Source organism: Flavobacterium quisquiliarum, from assembly GCF_019308285.1.
Taxonomy (GTDB): Bacteria; Bacteroidota; Bacteroidia; order Flavobacteriales; family Flavobacteriaceae; genus Flavobacterium; species Flavobacterium quisquiliarum.
Map to the genome: position 1 here is coordinate 505,427 of NZ_WWEM01000031.1, position 18,888 is coordinate 524,314.

General features: G+C 32.0%; 20 protein-coding genes. All 20 read left to right on the forward strand.

What is annotated here, in order from left to right:
* The first annotated feature begins 628 nt into the window (after nt 1-628).
* The 20 genes from lysA to GSY47_RS14670 all read left to right on the forward strand — a co-directional run bounded on the left by lysA (nt 629) and on the right by GSY47_RS14670 (nt 18,839).
* A complete protein-coding gene (gene lysA / locus GSY47_RS14575; RefSeq protein WP_179006857.1) occupies nt 629-1,852 on the forward strand; it encodes a diaminopimelate decarboxylase in 1,224 nt (407 codons plus the stop codon).
* Between the two features lie 192 nt (nt 1,853-2,044).
* Nucleotides 2,045-2,578 carry a hypothetical protein gene (locus GSY47_RS14580; RefSeq protein WP_179006855.1) on the forward strand — a complete coding sequence of 178 codons (534 nt, stop codon included), beginning with the start codon at nt 2,045-2,047 and terminating at the stop codon, nt 2,576-2,578.
* 197 nt (nt 2,579-2,775) lie between these two features.
* Nucleotides 2,776-3,237 (forward strand): RDD family protein, encoded by a 462-nt coding sequence (locus tag GSY47_RS14585; protein WP_179006853.1) that lies wholly within the window; start codon nt 2,776-2,778, stop codon nt 3,235-3,237.
* A 438-nt stretch (nt 3,238-3,675) separates the two neighbouring features.
* Nucleotides 3,676-4,128 carry a hypothetical protein gene (locus GSY47_RS14590; protein WP_179006851.1) on the forward strand — a complete coding sequence of 151 codons (453 nt, stop codon included), beginning with the start codon at nt 3,676-3,678 and terminating at the stop codon, nt 4,126-4,128.
* A gap of 57 nt (nt 4,129-4,185) precedes the next feature.
* Nucleotides 4,186-4,548 (forward strand): hypothetical protein, encoded by a 363-nt coding sequence (locus tag GSY47_RS14595; RefSeq protein ID WP_179006849.1) that lies wholly within the window; start codon nt 4,186-4,188, stop codon nt 4,546-4,548.
* Between the two features lie 240 nt (nt 4,549-4,788).
* Nucleotides 4,789-5,943: a DUF1624 domain-containing protein gene (locus GSY47_RS14600; protein ID WP_179006847.1), complete on the forward strand. Its 1,155-nt coding sequence runs from the start codon at nt 4,789-4,791 to the stop codon at nt 5,941-5,943.
* Nucleotides 5,944-6,067: 124 nt separating this feature from the next.
* Nucleotides 6,068-6,835: an ankyrin repeat domain-containing protein gene (locus GSY47_RS14605; RefSeq protein ID WP_219071421.1), complete on the forward strand. Its 768-nt coding sequence runs from the start codon at nt 6,068-6,070 to the stop codon at nt 6,833-6,835.
* A gap of 70 nt (nt 6,836-6,905) precedes the next feature.
* On the forward strand, nt 6,906-7,472 hold the full coding sequence (locus GSY47_RS14610) for a hypothetical protein (protein WP_179006843.1): 567 nt from the start codon (nt 6,906-6,908) through the stop codon (nt 7,470-7,472).
* 15 nt (nt 7,473-7,487) lie between these two features.
* Nucleotides 7,488-8,039 (forward strand): hypothetical protein, encoded by a 552-nt coding sequence (locus tag GSY47_RS14615; protein ID WP_179006841.1) that lies wholly within the window; start codon nt 7,488-7,490, stop codon nt 8,037-8,039.
* A gap of 47 nt (nt 8,040-8,086) precedes the next feature.
* Nucleotides 8,087-8,557, forward strand: coding sequence for a DUF1572 domain-containing protein (locus tag GSY47_RS14620; RefSeq protein ID WP_179006839.1), 471 nt, complete (start codon nt 8,087-8,089; stop codon nt 8,555-8,557).
* A gap of 57 nt (nt 8,558-8,614) precedes the next feature.
* On the forward strand, nt 8,615-9,598 hold the full coding sequence (locus tag GSY47_RS14625; RefSeq protein ID WP_179006837.1) for a hypothetical protein: 984 nt from the start codon (nt 8,615-8,617) through the stop codon (nt 9,596-9,598).
* 25 nt (nt 9,599-9,623) lie between these two features.
* On the forward strand, nt 9,624-10,361 hold the full coding sequence (locus tag GSY47_RS14630) for a hypothetical protein (RefSeq protein ID WP_179006835.1): 738 nt from the start codon (nt 9,624-9,626) through the stop codon (nt 10,359-10,361).
* On the forward strand, nt 10,358-11,065 hold the full coding sequence (locus tag GSY47_RS14635; protein ID WP_179006833.1) for a PA3715 family protein: 708 nt from the start codon (nt 10,358-10,360) through the stop codon (nt 11,063-11,065). Before GSY47_RS14630 ends, GSY47_RS14635 begins: the two co-directional genes overlap by 4 nt.
* 44 nt (nt 11,066-11,109) lie before the next feature.
* Nucleotides 11,110-11,598 carry a YegJ family protein gene (locus tag GSY47_RS14640; protein WP_179006832.1) on the forward strand — a complete coding sequence of 163 codons (489 nt, stop codon included), beginning with the start codon at nt 11,110-11,112 and terminating at the stop codon, nt 11,596-11,598.
* Nucleotides 11,599-11,623: 25 nt separating this feature from the next.
* Nucleotides 11,624-12,325: a M949_RS01915 family surface polysaccharide biosynthesis protein gene (locus GSY47_RS14645; RefSeq protein WP_179006830.1), complete on the forward strand. Its 702-nt coding sequence runs from the start codon at nt 11,624-11,626 to the stop codon at nt 12,323-12,325.
* A 230-nt stretch (nt 12,326-12,555) separates the two neighbouring features.
* Nucleotides 12,556-13,743 (forward strand): hypothetical protein, encoded by a 1,188-nt coding sequence (locus GSY47_RS14650; RefSeq protein WP_219071422.1) that lies wholly within the window; start codon nt 12,556-12,558, stop codon nt 13,741-13,743.
* Between the two features lie 151 nt (nt 13,744-13,894).
* Nucleotides 13,895-14,221: an ArsR/SmtB family transcription factor gene (locus GSY47_RS14655; protein ID WP_109192365.1), complete on the forward strand. Its 327-nt coding sequence runs from the start codon at nt 13,895-13,897 to the stop codon at nt 14,219-14,221.
* Nucleotides 14,211-14,708, forward strand: a complete 498-nt coding sequence (locus GSY47_RS14660) for an SRPBCC family protein (protein WP_179006828.1) — start codon at nt 14,211-14,213, stop codon at nt 14,706-14,708. Before GSY47_RS14655 ends, GSY47_RS14660 begins: the two co-directional genes overlap by 11 nt.
* Before the next feature lie 48 nt (nt 14,709-14,756).
* A complete protein-coding gene (locus GSY47_RS14665) occupies nt 14,757-15,257 on the forward strand; it encodes an SRPBCC family protein (protein ID WP_179006826.1) in 501 nt (166 codons plus the stop codon).
* Between the two features lie 204 nt (nt 15,258-15,461).
* Nucleotides 15,462-18,839 (forward strand): T9SS type B sorting domain-containing protein, encoded by a 3,378-nt coding sequence (locus GSY47_RS14670; protein WP_219071423.1) that lies wholly within the window; start codon nt 15,462-15,464, stop codon nt 18,837-18,839.
* The last annotated feature ends 49 nt before the right edge of the window (nt 18,840-18,888 follow it).

Below are 18,888 nucleotides of genomic sequence, written 5' to 3' on the forward strand. Positions count from 1 at the left end.
ACAAAAATACAACACATACTACCAACAAACCCTTGAATTACTATTCAGGGGTTTTGTTTTTTTAGTCACAGATTATTTTTTTCGCCACGAATTCACGAATTACTCTAATTTATATATGCTGTTTAAAACTATTCTTTTCTTTAAATTTCACGAATTATATTCTAAACATGCCAATAGTCATTCAGAATAAAAATTAAAATAATTCGTGAATTCGTGGCGGAAAAATTTTCTCATTTTAAAGCATCACAATTGGCATCTTAATAAACATAAGTTCCCGCTTTCGGCTATATCTCTCCGTTTCACTGCGAGGATACCGCCTCAATCGGGGCTAAATTCAAACATTTGGCTTCTTTTAAAAATTAGGATAAAAAGAAATACATTTAATTAGTGTAATTCATAAAAAAACAATTTCAACAGCATTTAAGAATAAGTTAAATTCGTGAATTCGTGGCAAAAAACCTTTGTATCTTTGTACCTATGTCCCTTTGAACCTACTAATACGTTACAAAATTCGAAAACAAGCAACTTTTTGTTTAAAAACAAACAATTTGTTATAATTTGTTATTTTTCTACATTTTATTTGCTGGTAATCAAAAGTGTAATAACTTTGCCCAAAATAAGTTTAAAAATGCAAGCAAAAGATTTACTGCAGTTAGCAGACCAATTTGGAAGTCCATTGTATGTTTACGATGCCGAAAAAATCCAATCTCAGTACAACAGGTTAACTAAAGCTTTCTCTAAGGTAGAAAACTTAAGAGTTAATTACGCCATGAAGGCATTGTCTAACGTTGCGATTCTTCAGTTATTAAAGAACATGGGGTCTGGTTTAGATACTGTATCAATTCAGGAAGTTCAGTTAGGACTTCATGCTGGCTATGAACCCGAAAGAATTTTCTTTACACCAAACGGCGTTTCTCTTGAAGAAATCGAAGAAGTTGCCGCAATGGGCGTACAAATCAATATCGACAATTTATCTATTTTAGAGCAATTCGGAACAAAACATCCACATATTCCGGTATGTATTCGTATCAATCCACACGTAATGGCGGGTGGAAATGCAAATATTTCTGTTGGACATATCGATAGTAAATTCGGAATTTCTGTTCACCAGATTCCGCATATCTTGCGAATTGTCGAAAATACAAAAATGAGCATTGTTGGAATTCACATGCACACAGGATCAGATATCTTAGATATCGAAGTATTCTTGTATGCTGCTGAAATCTTGTTCGATACCGCTAAACATTTCAAAGATTTACAATTCTTAGATTTCGGAAGCGGCTTCAAAGTTCCTTACAAAAAAGACGATATCGAAACAGACATCGAAGAATTAGGTAAAAAATTATCTAAAAGATTCAATGCTTTCTGTGCTGAATACGGAAGAGATTTAACGTTGATTTTCGAACCAGGAAAATTCTTGGTAAGTGAAGCAGGTCATTTCTTAGTAAAAGTAAACGTAGTAAAACAAACGACTTCAACAGTTTTCGCTGGAATCGATAGTGGTTTCAATCACTTAATTCGTCCAATGTTTTACGGATCTTCACACCATATCGAAAACATCTCGAACCCGAAAGGAAAAGAGCGTTTTTACTCTGTTGTAGGATACATTTGCGAGACTGATACTTTTGCCAACAACCGCAGAATCGCAGAAATCACTGAAGGTGACATTTTAGAGTTCAGAAACGCAGGAGCATATTGTTTCTCAATGTCTTCAAACTACAACTCAAGATACAAACCAGCTGAGGTTTTATGGATGAACGGTCAGGGAATCTTAATTCGCCAAGCCGAAACATTCGAAGATTTACTTAAAAATCAAATTCCGTTACCAGAAGAAGTTGCTGCTACGGTTTAACAATAGAAAAAAAAGGAATATCACCGAAGTCCCGTTTCTTAATTGAGACGGGATTTTTTTATTGTAGATTTTTGAGTTTGGATTTTAAATTTATGCTTTCTGGCGAAGGAGAAATCTTCGCAAATAACTCCATAAAGTCTCGAATTAAAATTTATTTAATACCTTTCCTTATCCTATTACAAAACCTCTTAAATGAACTTTGAAGTACTTAATATACGTAAAATAGAAGCTGTGACTGGGAATTTCAAATTACATGAAGACTATATTCTTTCATACGATCATTTTGATGGATGGACTCAAAGATTATTAAACTTAGGAATTTATATTGATATCATTTTTGAATGTAAAGTTAAATTACATTTTCGCGATAGAAATATGGAAAAGTTCGAAAAACAATTTGAATGCGAAATACCTTTTGAAATTAAGAACATAATTTTAAAAGTCCTAAATCTCGACCACGTATTATTAAAGCATTATTATGCTGATATGGCTATGGAAGACATGGGTCATGAAGATATTGTTATAAATCATAATGGTGTATCTCATAATATTGGAATAGGTATTTTATTGAAAAAGCCACGAGCAGAAAATCCATCAGAAAATTTATTTTTTGATTTAATTCAACTTTTGGAAAAGTGGCAGGAAGAAATCTATAATGAATGTTTAACGGAATTAACGCCATCCAGTCAAATTCCCATTGATCAAAAGCGTAAACGAAGAAAATAAAATCTTTTAATTTCTATCAGAAAAAACACGACTTTATTAGATATAAAAGTATTTAACAAAAAATCCCATTTTCTCCCAATTACTATTTTGTAAAAAAAATAAATACCTTTGGAATTATTCAAAAAAAATCTCAATAATATAAACTTACAAAAGCACAAATAACATTTTATTTTGTGCTTTTTTTAAATCAACCCCAAATGATCCCAGAAAAAATAGCCACTAAACCAAATCTTACAAAACGAATTCTTGCAGGATTAATTGATTATACATTATTGATTGGGGTCACTATCGTCATGTTTATTTATTTTGGAGAAAAAGTCCAAAACAACTATGAACTTCATGATTTTCCAGCATTAGCAAACGCATTAATATGGTTTGGATATCTAATAGGTTTTGAAGTAAAATTTGGAGGAACTCTTGGAAATCTTGTGTTTGATTTACAAGTTGTTTCTATAAAAGACAACAATTCCACAAGTTTAACTTTAGGACAATCCTTTATAAGACATTTATTCGATTTTTTTGATCTCTGGTTTTTTGGATTATTGGCAATATTGCTAATCAAAAACACTAAATATAACCAAAGACTTGGAGATTTATGCGCTCAAACAATTGTAATTGACACAAAAGACGACCAACAATTTTATAAACGCTTTATTTAGAAATAAAAATATTTTCACATCCAAAAATCAACAATTCAATTGTAATTACGCTTCTATCAGTTAACTATGAAAATCATACTACGAATATTATTTTTTATTGGACTTTTTCTTTTTATAGGCAGTTATTTCATTAGCCCTTATATTATCAATGATGGCCCGTACATCGTAGTTGATGCGGACAGTGTCGGATTTTTAAAAATGTTATATATCATCACTAGCACTATTTTCGGATATTTATCTTTTTCATTCCTTAAAGTTTTTAAAAATAAAATCTATTTGACTTTTTGCTTTATTTTCCTTGCCTTGAGTTTACTATTTTTGGCCAAAATGTTTTTTTATTTTGACACTTTTTTAGACTCATAATCTGATTTTCAAAATGAAAAGAAAACTCAATTAAAAATCCTATTTTTAACATCCCAAATCAAATCCAAAAAATAAATGAAACCTACAATTCTTCTATTAACATTGTTTTTTCTATCTGCAACAAACTCATTCAGTCAAACTTTAGCCGATTTAAAACTAAAACCAAAAGAAATTCCAAAAGGCGGTTATATGGTTAGCGACGGTAATGTTTGCATTACACCACAAGCCTGCTCTTTTTATAATGATATTGAAACGTATAGCAACATTGTTGGAACTATAAAAAGTAAAGCGATTCAAAGTTTTAAAAGCAAAGCAGATCGTGGTTCTATTATGTATTTTGAGTTTGATCATGTTTTTAAGGGTGATCGTTTCCTGCAAGGTTTACTTTGGGGAAAAGCAGGCGAACCAACGGATGAGCATCCGGAAGAATATATTGCGAAAGGTAAATTTTTAGTAATTTGGAGCTTGAAGGCAGATAGTCCGTTAAAGGAAAAATCTGAAACTAAAGTGGAAGCTATTTTAGAGTAAATCCTAATCTTCGCTTCATTTTAAATGCTTAATTTTGCTTCATAAAAACATTACAAAATGAAACCACAAATACGAATTCTAATTTATTCTATACTTTTCTTTTTATATCTTACTTCTACGCACCTACTACTTGAATTAAACGAAAAAATCAAAGGAGATCCGTTTGTAACTTTAGGAGTTGGTTTCGGCATTTTGAATCTTATTTATGCTTTTACAGCACTAAAATGGAAACCTTTACTTAATGTGCTTTGTGCTGTAGCAATTGCCGCTTTAGCAATGTTTCTCGCTTTACAGTTTACCAATTTACATCTGTTTGTCAATTACGATCCTTATCAAGTTAAAACTGCCATTTTTGCCAATGCTGTTTTCTCCATTATTTTTTGGGAGATTGTGTATCAGGTGAAGATTAGGAAGTCATAAAAAATCAATATCAATTGCCTCCAGCTTTTGGAGGTAAATAAAAGTCTTTCAAATAGGGCTTTAGTCAAACTTATATTTTTTTGGCTAAAGCCCTATTTTTTTTCCTACACATCCCTCCAGCTAAAGCTGGAAGCAATTCATTTTAAAACTCTTTCTTTAAAGCTTAATGAATTTCATGAGCATAAAAACATTTAAAAATAATTCACTAGATTTACTCATAAGCAGTTAAAAATCAAACTTATGAAACGACAACCATCCATAGACATTGTTCGAGGAATTGTAATGATTATTATGGCTCTGGATCATGTTCGAGATTTGATGCATGTTGATTCGATTACGCAAAGTCCAACCGATTTAACAACTACTTCTCCTTTGTTATTTTTTACGCGTTTTGTTACTCATTTGTGTGCACCAACATTTGTTTTTCTGGCAGGAACTTCGGTTTATCTTTCACTTCAAAATAAAAATAACCTATCCAAAACGAGAACCTTTTTATTGAAAAGAGGACTTTGGCTGCTTGTACTAGAATTTACAATTGTTAATTTTGGATTGTTCTTCGATATTGGTTTTCATTCCATTTTATTTGAAGTGATAGCCACGATAGGTTTTGGTTTTATCATTTTAAGTTTACTGCTCAAAATCCGCTCTCAAACATTGGGCTTTATCGGACTGTTTATACTCTTTTTCCACAATCTCTTACCGCTTATTCCTTTTTCCGAAAATTCAATTATAAAAACGGTTTCAAAACCGTTTCTTAGTCCAACTGTATTTCCCTTTTCAGGAAGAGCATTTATTATGGGATATCCGCCAATTCCGTGGCTTGGAATTATGCTGGTTGGTTTTGCAACAGGACAATTCTTTGAATTGGCTGAAGAAAAAAGAAAAATACTATTCACCAAAATTGGTTTGAGTGCTTTAGCATTGTTTACCATAATTCGGTTTGTTAATATTTACGGAGATCCTGCTTTATGGACAACACAAAAAAATGCCGCTTTTAGCTTTTTGTCATTTATGAATGTAACTAAATATCCTCCTTCACTCCTATTCTGTTTAGTTACTTTGGGCATTATGTTTTTGCTTCTTGCTTTTGCGGAAAAACTCCCAATCAGAATCCAAAAAGTGGCTTTAGTTTACGGAAAAGTGCCTTTGTTTTATTTTGTCGTTCATTTTTATGTCATTCATATCCTAACACTTCTTATGCTTTTTACGCAAGGTTTCAGCTTTTCGCAATTTGAAACAGGAACTTTTGGAAGACCAAAAGGAATGAAAAGCGGTTTCCCTCTGTGGACAATTTATCTCATTTGGATTTTCGTTGTGGCTCTTCTATACAAACCTTGTCAATGGTATGGAAAATATAAAGCTGAAAATCAGCATTGGTGGTTGAAGTACATTTAGAATCAATTCAAAAATTAAGAATTGCAAGCTTTACTTTTTTATTAAAAGAGTAAAAAAATAATTATGTTTTGTACGTATTTTTTTATATTAGCATTTTGAATTTTCTAAGCCAAAATCACTTACAATGAAAAAACTACAATTAATTGTTCTGACAGTTTTTCTTTCTGCTTTAAACGCTTCTTTTTCTCAGTCAAAACCAAAACAAACTGTACCTTCAAGAGAAGTTGTTGAAGAATTTTATGATGCCATTTTTGCCAATAATACACAAAAGGCATTAAAAATGATTGGCACTAAATTTCCAGCAAACTATGAGCCAAGCAATAAAATAGCACCAATGCAGGCGGCGATCTGGCAAAATAATCTCACACTGGTTAAAGCTCTTGTAGAAGGCGGAGCAGTTATCAATAAGCCAAAAAGTGATGAATCTTATATTGAAACTGCAGCTGAAAAAGGCACCTTAGAAATAGTTAAGTATTTAATCCAAAAAGGAGGTAATATAACCAATTCAAAAGCTTTTAATACGGCAGGTTTCAGTCATTTTTATGACTGTGCAAAACTATTGCTCTTAAAAGGCGCAAATCAGGAAAAAGGAGATATCAGAGGTAAACTCTGGGTATTTGAACAAGCTGTACGAAAATCGGATTATGAGATTTTGAATGCCTTAAAGTTAGATAAAGCCGAACTAGACTCTAATAATTATGATGGAGAAACTGCCCTAATAATTGCTGTAAAAAAGAATAATATCGAAATGGTAAAATACCTCTTAAAAAAAGGTGTTGATAAAAACAAACCGGAGACATTTGATGCTGGAGACGATATCTCGTATGGAAAAAAACCTGTTCAAATTGCTGTAAAAATGAAATTTACAGAAATTGCAAAACTGCTGAAATAATTTTTTTTGAATAAAAAACCAGTTCTAATCATCGCTTATCACAATACGCGTTTAAAATGATAATCAAAAATTGAACAAAAAAACAATAATTGCACTTACAGCTATATTCATTATTATTATAATTTTTAATAATGTTTACACAAAAAACCCAGATAAAGAAGGTTATGAAGGAGATCTGGTTCCAATTCAAAAAGAAATTAAAAACATTGCTGGGTATGAAAGAGCTACACACTTAATTCTGAAAAACTGGAGCAAGATTTATCACGAAATAAATCATCCGAACAAAAAGAACAGAGGTTCTCTTATGATAAAATATAGTATTATTGATAGTCTCCGGCAAATACAAAAAGAAAGGCTAAAACTGCGATTTATTTCTGGCGAAAGCCTTTATAACATGTTAATTGAAGGCAAGGACACCACTATTATATTTGAACCATACAGCGCAGCTGATTATTACATGAGAAGCAACACGAAGGACGAAGAGGCTGGATACACACTTTTTAAACATAATATTATTTATACGACCAAACCTCTTCAGACATTTAAAATTGAGGACAACGATGATGATACACCCAGCGCCGTTATTAAAATTAAAGACCGCTATTATTATCGTATAAACTCTTATCTTGAATACTGAAAAAAATCTTAAATTATGAAAATTAGCATTCTGTTTCTATCTGCCTTAATTCTTATTTCTTGTAAAAAGGAAACCCAAACCGAAAAGCCACAAATTACTCAAAAAGATACCAGACAAATTGCTCCAAAACCTGAAACTAAAGTAGAGGAAACGGATACTATTATAATTTCTAAAAAACATAAAATCAATCAAATCGTTTGCGATTTGGATGGTGACGGGAAAAACGAGATTGTAGAAATCGTTAGAAGTACAAATACCTACAAAAGTGGTTTGAAAATAACGTATGGAAACGGAAAAAAAACGGATTATCTTGGATTAGGAAAAAATGTTTTAAATCAGGGATTTGACGAAATCGACTGGGCCGGAATATTTGAAAAAGCGCCAAAAGGAGAAATTGTTTGGAACAATGTAAATGATGATGGTGAAATTATGGGAGATGAAGAAATAAAAGAAGAGGACAAAATAAGACTCCCAAATGATGGAATCTTTATTCATGCCGAAGAAAGCTGCGGAGGCGGTATTATTTACCTAAAGAATGGAAAATACGACTGGATTCAGCAAGAATAAATTTTTCTAATTCTATAAAATTGTATAAAATTCTAAAATATTGAAAAATGAAAAATGCATTAGAAATTGCCAATCGTTTTAGAGAAACTATTTTAAACGGAACCTGGATTGCCAATACCAATTACAAAGACCAACTCGAAAATCTAGATTGGAAAATTGCTGTTACTCCTGTTCAGAATTTAAATACCATTGCGCTTCTGGCACAACATATTCATTATTATATTGAAGGAATAAACAATGTTTTTAAAGGCGGAACACTTGACATAAAAGACAAATTCAGTTTTAACTTTCCTCCTATCTCTTCACAAGAAAACTGGGAAATGTTTTTGATACGATTTTGGAATGCAACCGAAGAGTTTGCTTCTTTTGTTGAACAAATGTCTGACGAGAAACTAAATCAGTTTTTTGTGGACGAAAAGTATGGAAGCTACCAAAGAAATATCGACGCTATGATTGAGCACAGTTATTATCATTTAGGACAAATTGTTTTGATAAAAAAATTACTGACTAATCAATAACAGTTCTTCAAAACACAAACGAACTATTAATTTTTATAAGACCTCCCAGTTAAAAAAATGAAGAACCTAATTTTACTTTTATCCTTATTACTAGTATTTATAAGCTGTAAGAAAGACAAACAATCTCAGAAAAAAGAAAATAATGCTGCTGAAGACACAACCAATATTGTAGATTCTAAAAATGACAGTATCGCTTTATTAGCATTAACTAAGAAACTTTACGAATGGGAAGAGAAAAAAAGTACCGGCAGTGATTTTAGCCCTATTGAAGATAAAAATGTCGACAGCATTTACAGCGGAATTGATATGAAGCTTCATAAAGCTAGACTTAAAGAACTCGAAAACACTCATTTATTTTCAAAGGATTTTATTGATAACTATAATAAAATTGCATTAAAAATTGACAGTGAATTTAAAAGTGGTACTTTAAAATGGAATGTTGGCGAACTTCCTCCGTTTGGTTCTGGAGCGAGTCCGTGGTGTAATTGTCAAGATAAGCCCGATCGTTTTCTAGATAAAATCTGGATTATGCACCTTTCAATAGAAAACAACAAAGCATTCTACAATTGGAGCTGGGGCGATGGAACTGTATATAATGTTAAAGCTGTAAAAGAAAACAACGAATGGAAAATATCATATCTGGAAGGTTTTGATTATGATAGCTTTGTCGAAAGTTTTCAGAAAACAAATGATTTTACTGGGAGATGGAAAAATGATATGGTTGCGCTAAATATTGGAAATAAATCGTTGGCTTTTGAATATCATGGACAGTGCGTTTACTTTTATCCGGTTCGTAAAATAAGCGATACCGAATTTGAAATGATCTGGGCCAAAGAAATGGATTGTAAATTTGATAATGGCACAGATGAAACTTTTGGGTTAAAAGAGATTCCACAGATCGGAAAGCCCTTTTCAAAACTTACCCTTAAAAATAATATTCTACATGTTCAGTATTATTACAAAAAATGGGTAGAAAAATACAGCGAACAAGTAAGCGGTGTCTTTACTTCACAATATGAAAAAGAACGTGAAGAATATTAATAAAAAAAAACAAAGAGAAAATCTAATGAAACCATCAGCATTATTACTATTGATTCTGTTTTTATTCTCCTGCAAAAAGAATGAAGAAAAAAATGACCCAAAAATTACAAATCAAAAAGCACAAGACACCTTAAAAGTACAAACAGAAAATGATGATATCGAAAAGCTTGATACTTTAAAAATAAATTATCTCGAGCATAAAAACCTCTTAAATATTCTTACTATTCTTCCAGACAGTTGTATGAGAAGCTGGGAATGGAAAAAAACAGATAGAATCGAATATGTCCAAAAAATAAAACAAAACAACTATACACTCCCATCAAAGGGCCATTTTTCCAGTATCGAACTTATACAACCAAATACAATACATATAGGAGTTGTTGACGGAAGCTGGATTTTGTCTATCTACAAAATAAAGCCCAATAATTACATTGTCCTAACAGATGATAAAGTAGGTGATGGAAATGAGTTTATGGCTTTCGAGTATCTAAATGGAGAATTAATTTATATACCATTCAAAGATGTATTTGATCAGTTTTTTACAACATTACTTATTAATGAAAACGATAAAAAATGCCTTGAATACTTTAAAGACAATTACATCGGTTTTGAGTATGATTTTATTGGAACCAAAAAAATACATATCACTAATTCTTTATTAGAAGAAGCCAAAAGTTGTTTTAAAGGAAACACTTTAAATTATGAATTTAACCCAGAAATGAAAAGATTCGAATTAATAAATATAGAAAATACAAAATCATGACAAGATATCTCTTTACTTTATTGCTTTGTGTACAGTTTTCATTTTCTCAAAGTGCAGATCATCTCAATACTATTCTGAAACAGCTTAAACTGAACGAAAGCCAAATAAGAATTGAGCTTTTTACTGAAAAAATATTACCCTATGATAAAAACAAAAGTGTTTTAGTAATTCCAAAATATGCTTCTGATATAGAAGAAGGTTCTTTCGTATTGGACGCTTATATATTGGTAATTGATAATGTGACAGGAAAAATAATCTACAAATTTATTGAACCCAATGCTTGGACATCTGATGCTCTAATTTTAACCGACATTACTATTGATACCGGTTTGTATTATCTAAACAAAACGACAAGAGCATTTGGAATCAGGGCAGATTACCGTACCCAGAGCCAGCCCAACCCCTTCAGCGAAACCAACTTATCGCTGTATATTGTCGAAAAAAACACTTTAAAACCTGTGCTTCATAATTATAGGGTTTATAAATATGGCGGTGAATGGGACATGAAATGTGATGGCGAATTTGAGGACATTGATTCTACTATTGATATTGATAAATTACAAAACAATAATTTTAATAATCTTATTATAAAAACAAAGATTACTAAAACAGAAAACACCTTTAAAAATGACGATTGTGATTCTAAAGAAACAATTAAAAAAGAGACAACCAAATTGATTTTTGATGGCAAACAATACAAATAGAGAAAACAATCATCATTTAAACCCAACGAAATACCACTAAATAAATGAAAACAAAAATTATAATCTTACTAAGCATACTTTGTCTTACGAGCTGTAAAGAATCTAATAAAATTGAGAGAGAAAACGAACCGCCAATTTACAGCGTAGAAAGTCAAGATGAAGAAATGAATGCGGCCATATTAAAAGCAAATGAAACCTTAGATGATTTTAATTCGGGATTAATAAATCCTAAAGCTGAAAGTCACGCCTTGAAAGTTAAGTTTACCAATTCAAGTGGAACAGAACATATGTGGGTTGGCAATATTGTTTTTAAAGATGGGAAATACTCTGGAATTTTAAATAATGAGCCTGAATACGTTAAAGAGTATAGATCTGGTGATCAAATAGAGGTTGATCCTTCAAAAATTAGTGACTGGATGTATATCGAAAATGGAAAATTATTTGGAGGTTACACAATAAAAGTACTGCGAAACAGAATGAGCGAAGAAGAACGTAAACAATTTGACGAAGAAAGCGACATGCAGATCGATTAATTAATTGAATTTTTTAAAATTACTCATGAAAAATATATCATTCTTACTTTTGTTTCTTTTTTTCTTTTCAAACTGTAAATCAGACAAAAAAGAAGAAAGTACAGTTAGCTTAAAAAATCCCTCAATAAAAGAGATTCCTTTTGTTTTAAATGTTGAAAAGATCGATTCTACACAATTTCCAGCTTCAATTAAATACGAAGGTTTTATCAAAAATGCTGTTCGATGGAAAGACAAACTAGGCGATAATATTGTAATTACAACTGAAACTGGTTATCACTTCAATAAAAAATTCAACCATGAATTTGATAACAGTTCAGATGCCGAATTATTTGCCTATCATTTTATAGTTTCAGAAAATAAAGTAAAACAAACTTGGCGTGTTTATGATTTTATTTCGGATTGTCCCGTAGATATTGTGGCATCGTTTGTCAAAAATACTTTTCAAGTTACAGATTTAAATAACAATGGAATTGCTGAAATATGGGTAATGTACAAAACGGCTTGTCAAGGTGGTGTCGATCCTTCCGATATGAAAATTATCATGTACGAAGGAAATCAGAAATATGCCATGCGCGGAGAAAGTAAAGTTCAGGTTGGTCTTTTGGATAACGGCGAAAAACAATTTGTTGGAGGTCAATATAAATTGGATGACAATTTCAAAAAAGGACCAAAAGTTTTTAAAGAATTTGCCCAAAAATTATGGAAAGAAAATTTGATTGAGAATTAGAAGATTAAAAAAACAAATTCTTAATTTCTTTTGAAAAACTAAACGTTCTATTTTAGCCCCGATGGAAGCGATATCCTTTTTCTTGCTTCTTTAGCAAGGAAAAGATTTAGCGGACAGCGGGACTGAACGTTCTTATGAAAATGATCGTTTGTGCTCCTTAAAAAAATCTAAAAAAAGGCATAGTTGTTGAAAGTTAAAAGAAATATATTTACACCTTCAAAAGAAACACTATGCAAAAAATTACTTTACTCTTTTTTATATTCTTTTTAGCTCTTTCTTCTTGTGGCGTAAAAACGACTCAAGCCTTAATAAGTGACGGAAATTATGATGGAGCTATTGATCGCGCGGTCGAAGCTTTAAGATCCAACAAAGATTCTAAGGGAAAACAAGATTATGTTTATTTATTGGAAGAAGCTTTTGCTAAAGCGAAAGAAAGAGATTTACGCGATTTGGAAATACTTTCTAAAGACTCTAATCCTGCTAATGCTGAACGTATTTATAATACTTATTTACAACTGCATAATCGTCAGGAAAAAATCAGACCTATTTTACCTCTGAAGTTAATCAAGCAAGGCAAAAATGCCTATTTCCCTTTTGACAACTATTCGGACCAGATTGTAAACAGTAAAAATGTGCTGTCGAAATATTTGTATGAAAACGCTTCGGCTCTTTTGAAATCGAACAATAAAATGGATTTTAGAAAAGCTTATGATGATTTTGCTTATTTGGAAAGCATCAATCCTGGCTATAAAAACACCAAGAAATTAATGGATGATGCTCTTTTTAAAGGGACAGATTTTGTAGATGTTTATGCGAAAAACGAAACCAATATGGTGATTCCGAAAATACTTCAGGAGGATTTATTGGATTTTAAAACCTATGGTTTAAATGATAAATGGACAGTTTATCATAGCACAAGACAAAAAAATACAACTTACGATTATAGTCTGATTATTAATTTTAGAGATATTTTGATTTCGCCAGAACAGATTAAAGAGAAAGAATTCATTAAAGAAAGACAGGTAAAAGATGGCGTAAAAACACTTTTGGACAGTCGTGGAAGACCTGTGAAAGATAGTCTAGGTAAGGAAATTAAAGTAGATAATATTAAAATTCTTCGTGCTACGGTTTATGAATTCAGACAATTTAAATCTTGTCAGGTAACGGCAAAAGTTGATTTTGTGGATTTGAAAACGAATCAACTTGTTCAAACATTTCCTATCAGCAGTGAATTTGTTTTCGAGAATATTTATTCGAATTATAAAGGGGATCGTAATGCCTGCGAAGACAATTATCAAAACTATTTTTCTAAACGCGCTGTTCCGTTTCCAAACAACGAACAAATGGTTTTTGATACAGGCGAAGATTTGAAAGCTAAACTTAAGGATATCATTGTCAAAAATAAATTTAGACGATAATTATGTAACGTATAATTCTAGAAAAAGGCGCAATTTTAATGCGCCTTTTTTTGTTTACGTTCTTTTTGTGAAAAAAACATCTTTTTTTTATCGCGCAACCAAAAAGTTGCATATATTTGCAACTGATTAGTTGCGTAATAATTTTACAACAATGAAACGAGATATTTTTCAGGCAATTGCCGATCCGACCCGCAGAGCGATTCTAGTTTTGATTTCTTCGACTGCATTAACACCTAATGCAATTGCCGAACAATTTCAAACCACAAGACAAGCAGTTTCTAAACACATTAAAATATTAAATGAATGTGATTTATTGGAAGAAAAAAAATTGGGCAGAGAAATTTATTATCAGCTCAAAATTGATAAAATGAAAGAAATAGATCATTGGCTAGAACAATTCAAGAAAATTTGGGAACAGCGTTTTGACCAACTGGATCAAGTATTACTTAATTTAAAATCTAAAGAAAATGAAATCTGATCTTTTAATGCATTTTTCTGTAGACAAGGAAAATAAAACTGTGAACATCAAACGTGAATTCAACGCGTCATTATCAAACGTTTGGTCTGCTTGGACAGAAGCTTCAATTCTGGATAAATGGTGGGCACCTGCCCCATTTGAGTCCAAAACAAAGTTTATGGATTTTAGAGAAGGCGGCAAAAGGCTCTACGCTATGGTAAGTCCAGAAGGAGAAGAACGTTGGGCTGTTTTTGAATATACTTCGATTTCCCCAAAAACAAATTTTAAACACTCTTCTACTTTTTGTGATGCAGAAGGAAATCCGAATTCAGAAATTGGAAGTTCATATTGGGATTTAACATTTTCTGAAAATGGAAATTTAACGACCGTTGATGTCGCCATAAAACGAGATAGTTTAGCCGAATTGGAAAAAGTAATCGAGATGGGATTCAAGGAAGGCTTTACCATGACGCTGCAAACTCTCGATAAAATTCTGGAGACAAAATAAGACGATTCAGTAAGCTAATTTTTTAAATGAATTTAAAATTAAAAGAAAATGAAATCAAATCTATTAATGAATTTTACTGTAGATAAAGAGAATAATACTGTAAATGTAAAACGTGAATTCACTGCATCTTTGCCAAATGTTTGGTCTGCATGGACTGAAGCTGCAATTTTAGATCAATGGTGGGCTCCTGCTCCATGGAAATCACGAACAAAGAGTATGGAATTTAAAGAAGGCGGTAGAAGATTATATGCAATGGTTGGTCCTGAAGGCGAAGAACATTGGGCTCTTGCTGATTATACTTCTATCAATCCGAAAACAAATGTAAAATGGCTGGATGCTTTTTGTGACAGCGAAGGAAATTTAAACAAAGAATTTCCTCGTTCCGACTGGGATGTAACCTTTTCTGAAGAAGGAAATTCAACTTTTGTTGATGTTGCAATCAAACATGAAAAACTTTCTGACCTAGAAATGATTATTCAAATGGGCTTTAAAGAAGGCTTTACTATTGCTCTTGAAGGTTTAGATGCTATTTTTGCTGGAAAAGCATAGTAAAACTGTTAATAAATTATACAAATCCTGTCTCAACTGAGCAGGATTTTTTTATTTTTACAAAATATTGAAAGCGAACCCCATACGCAAATTTCAACAAAAGTAATCTAAGCATGTATTTTTACTAGATTACTCATTTCTAACCTACTAAAAAACATTATATCGGGATAAATCGTAATCAATAAATTTTCTTTCATCATTGTTATGAAAAAAGTATTTTTAATTTCTTTCATTTTAATATCTTTTTTGAGCTTTGGTCAAGAAAATTGCAATAATGGCATTGATGATGATGGCGATGGAAAAATTGACCTGAATGACGAAGATTGTTTATGCGTAGCTTCTCCTATAACAAGTTTGATTCATAATCATGATTTTGAACTTAAAAATGCCTGTCCAAGCACTTTTGCTCAATTTTCAACAGTTGAAAACTGGTTTTTACCCAGCACTGCAACTTCAGATTATATCAATTCTTGCGGTTTTATACCCGCTTCTGCGACTGATGCAGGAGTTTATCCTTTTCCTGCCCGAAACGGAAATGGTGTAGCAGGAATATTAATTTCTCAAGATTATAAAGAGTTTATCGCCGCCTGTACAAATGCTACTTTAAAAGCTGGAACAAAATACCAAGTAAACTTTGATATAGCGGCTTCTACATCGGGAAGAGATGCTTTCAATAATCTTCCATTAGGGCAAGTCTGTAATTTAGGCAAGTTAAACGGCGGAATAGTAGATATAACTATTTATGGAAAAGCCAATTGCAATAAAACAATTCCTCCTAACAGTAATAAACTTCCGCCAGATTGGTTTCTATTGGGTCATGCAACTTATTTACCTTCAAAAAAATGGGGGCAGTTAACAATAGAATTCACTCCTCCTTTCGATATGAATTCGATTATGCTGGGAGCTCCAAAGGAATTGTCTGACAGTTATGTTAATGAATATGATTATCAGTTGTGTTTTCCCTATTTTTATATTGATAATGTCATTTTAAACAAATCTTCCGATTTAGGTCTCAGCATAACTTCTACAGGCAGTTTTTGTGAAAACAATCTAGTTTTAAATGCGAAAATAGATCCTAGTATAGGTACAGGTTATACGCATCAATGGTACAAAGACGGTATTGCAATTGTTGGAGAAACCAACTGCACATTATCTATTTCTTTTGGTTCTGCAAATACTGGCAATTATCAAGTAAAAATTACTAATCCAAGTTTGTGTAAAATCAGTCCTCTTTATAATGTCAGCGAAATTATTGATGTTCCTGAATATTCAATTGATCAAAGTCCTTGTTTTCCTGGAATTACAACATTAACCATTAGTACACCAGCAGATGAATATAGCTTTGATGGTGGAATTACCTACTCAACAAATCCCTCTAAAAGTGGTTTAACTGCTTCATTTAATCCTATCTATATATCGATCAAGAAAAATGGCTGTTATTCGAATCTTCGAAATGTTATTTTAACCTTTCCTCCTTTAGAAACTATTTCATCACCTCCTAAAGTAACTATAAATCAACCTTCCTGCGGAGAAAATAATGGTTCTTTGACCGTGACAACACCTGCCTTAGAATATAGTTTTGATGATGGAGTTACCTGGAGTACAAATCCTGTGTTAGACAACTTATCACCAGATCCCTACCATGATTATAAAATCAGGATAAAAACAAAATTGGGCTGTATTTCAAATGCCTATTATGCTGTAATCTATCCTTTTTTACTACCAATGCCAACTGTTGTCCAAACCAATGCAAGTTGCGGAATAGGCGGTACAATATCAATAACTCCTTCTCCTTCTTATGAATACAGTATTGATAATGGAGGAACTTGGTCAGCAATTCCAGTCTTCAAAAATTTAAAAGCGGATTCCTATGCCGTTATAATTAAAAATGAAAAAGGCTGTATATCACAACAAAGAGTAGTTTATATAGGAACAGATTATACAAAAAAACCTCAGCTTATTGCTACACAACCTACCTGCGGTACACTTGGAAGCATTACTGTTACAACAACTGCTTCACAATATAGCTTTGATGACGGAATGTCTTGGACAAGCAACAATACCATTAACGATTTAAAATCAGGTTGGTACATTATTAAAGTCAAAGATGATGCGGGCTGTATTTCATTGAGAGAATCAGTCTATATTCAAAGTTATATTTTTGAAACTGAACTAAACTACACCTTTGAAAATGCAAACTGTTACAAAAACGGAAGCATTAAAATCACAACTAACGCTAAAGAATTTAGCATTGATAACGGGAATACTTGGTGCTCCAATCCTTTGTTTTCAAATCTTTCTGCCGGAGATTATTTCATAAAAGTGCGAGATAGGGCTAATTGTGAATCTATCGCAAAATATGTTCCTATAAGAGATCTTTCGACCAGTACACCAAGTTATACCATAAAAAATGCAGGCTGTAATTCTTTTGGAAGCATTACGATAACAACACCAGCTGATTATTATAGTTTTGATAATGGATTAACATGGTCAGAGAACAATATCATTTCGAATTTAAGCGGTATTTTAAATTTTACTCTACTGGCAAGAAATGGAACAAGTTGTTTTTCTCAGCCAGCAGGCATTACTTTTAATTCTACAATACTATCAGATCCAGTCGTTAATCATCATCAAGTTTCCATTTGCGATGAATTAAATGACAATGTCGAAAAGGTAAATTTAAAATCGTACGCAAGTCATCTCGTTAACAACTATTCAAATTATACTTTTCATTATTTTTCATCGCAAACGGATGCTGAAAATTTAGTTTTAGCAAATGAAATTAAAAATCTCATCAACTACGAAGTTTCAAATAACGCTACAATTTTTGCCGCTGTTGTATCTCCTGAGTACTGTCATAGTATAGCCAAAATTACTTTTTCCTTACAAGAACCTCCAACATTTAATTTGATTCCAGATACTATTGTATTATGTGAAAATGAAACCGTTTTGGTTGATGCAGGAAATGGATTTGACAGCTATTTATGGTCTAATGGAGCAACTACAAGCTCCATTGTAATTAATCAACCTGGCAATTATTCCATAAATGCAACATCCAAATATGGTGACCAGTTTTGTAGTTCTATTAAAAATTTTAACGTCATTTTATCCAATCGCGCCACCATCTTAAAAATTACTACACAAGATTTCAATGAAAACGATAATGTCATCGAAATAAATGTTTCAGGAAAAGGTGTTTATGAATATTCTCTGGATGGTACTTCTTTTCAGGATGATTCTATTTTTAGGAATCTATCAAGCGGTATTTACGCTGTTTATGTGCGTGACAAAAACAACTGTGGTATTACAACCGACGAAGTTTTTTTATTAATGTATCAAAAGTTTTTCACTCCCAACGGAGATGGCTTTAATGATACATGGAACATAGAATTTGCTTCTGCAGAACCGGGAATTGATGTAAGTATATTTGATCGTTATGGGCAGCTCATAAAAAAATTAAATCATGCCAATTCTTGGGATGGAACATTTAATGGCCAAAATCTACCTGCCGATGATTACTGGTTTATTGTAAAAAGACAAAATGGAAAAGAATTTAAAAGCCATTTTAGTTTAAAAAGATAAGGATGAAGGCTTAGTCAAAACCCAGGATTTTTTTGTATTTTCGGCTTAA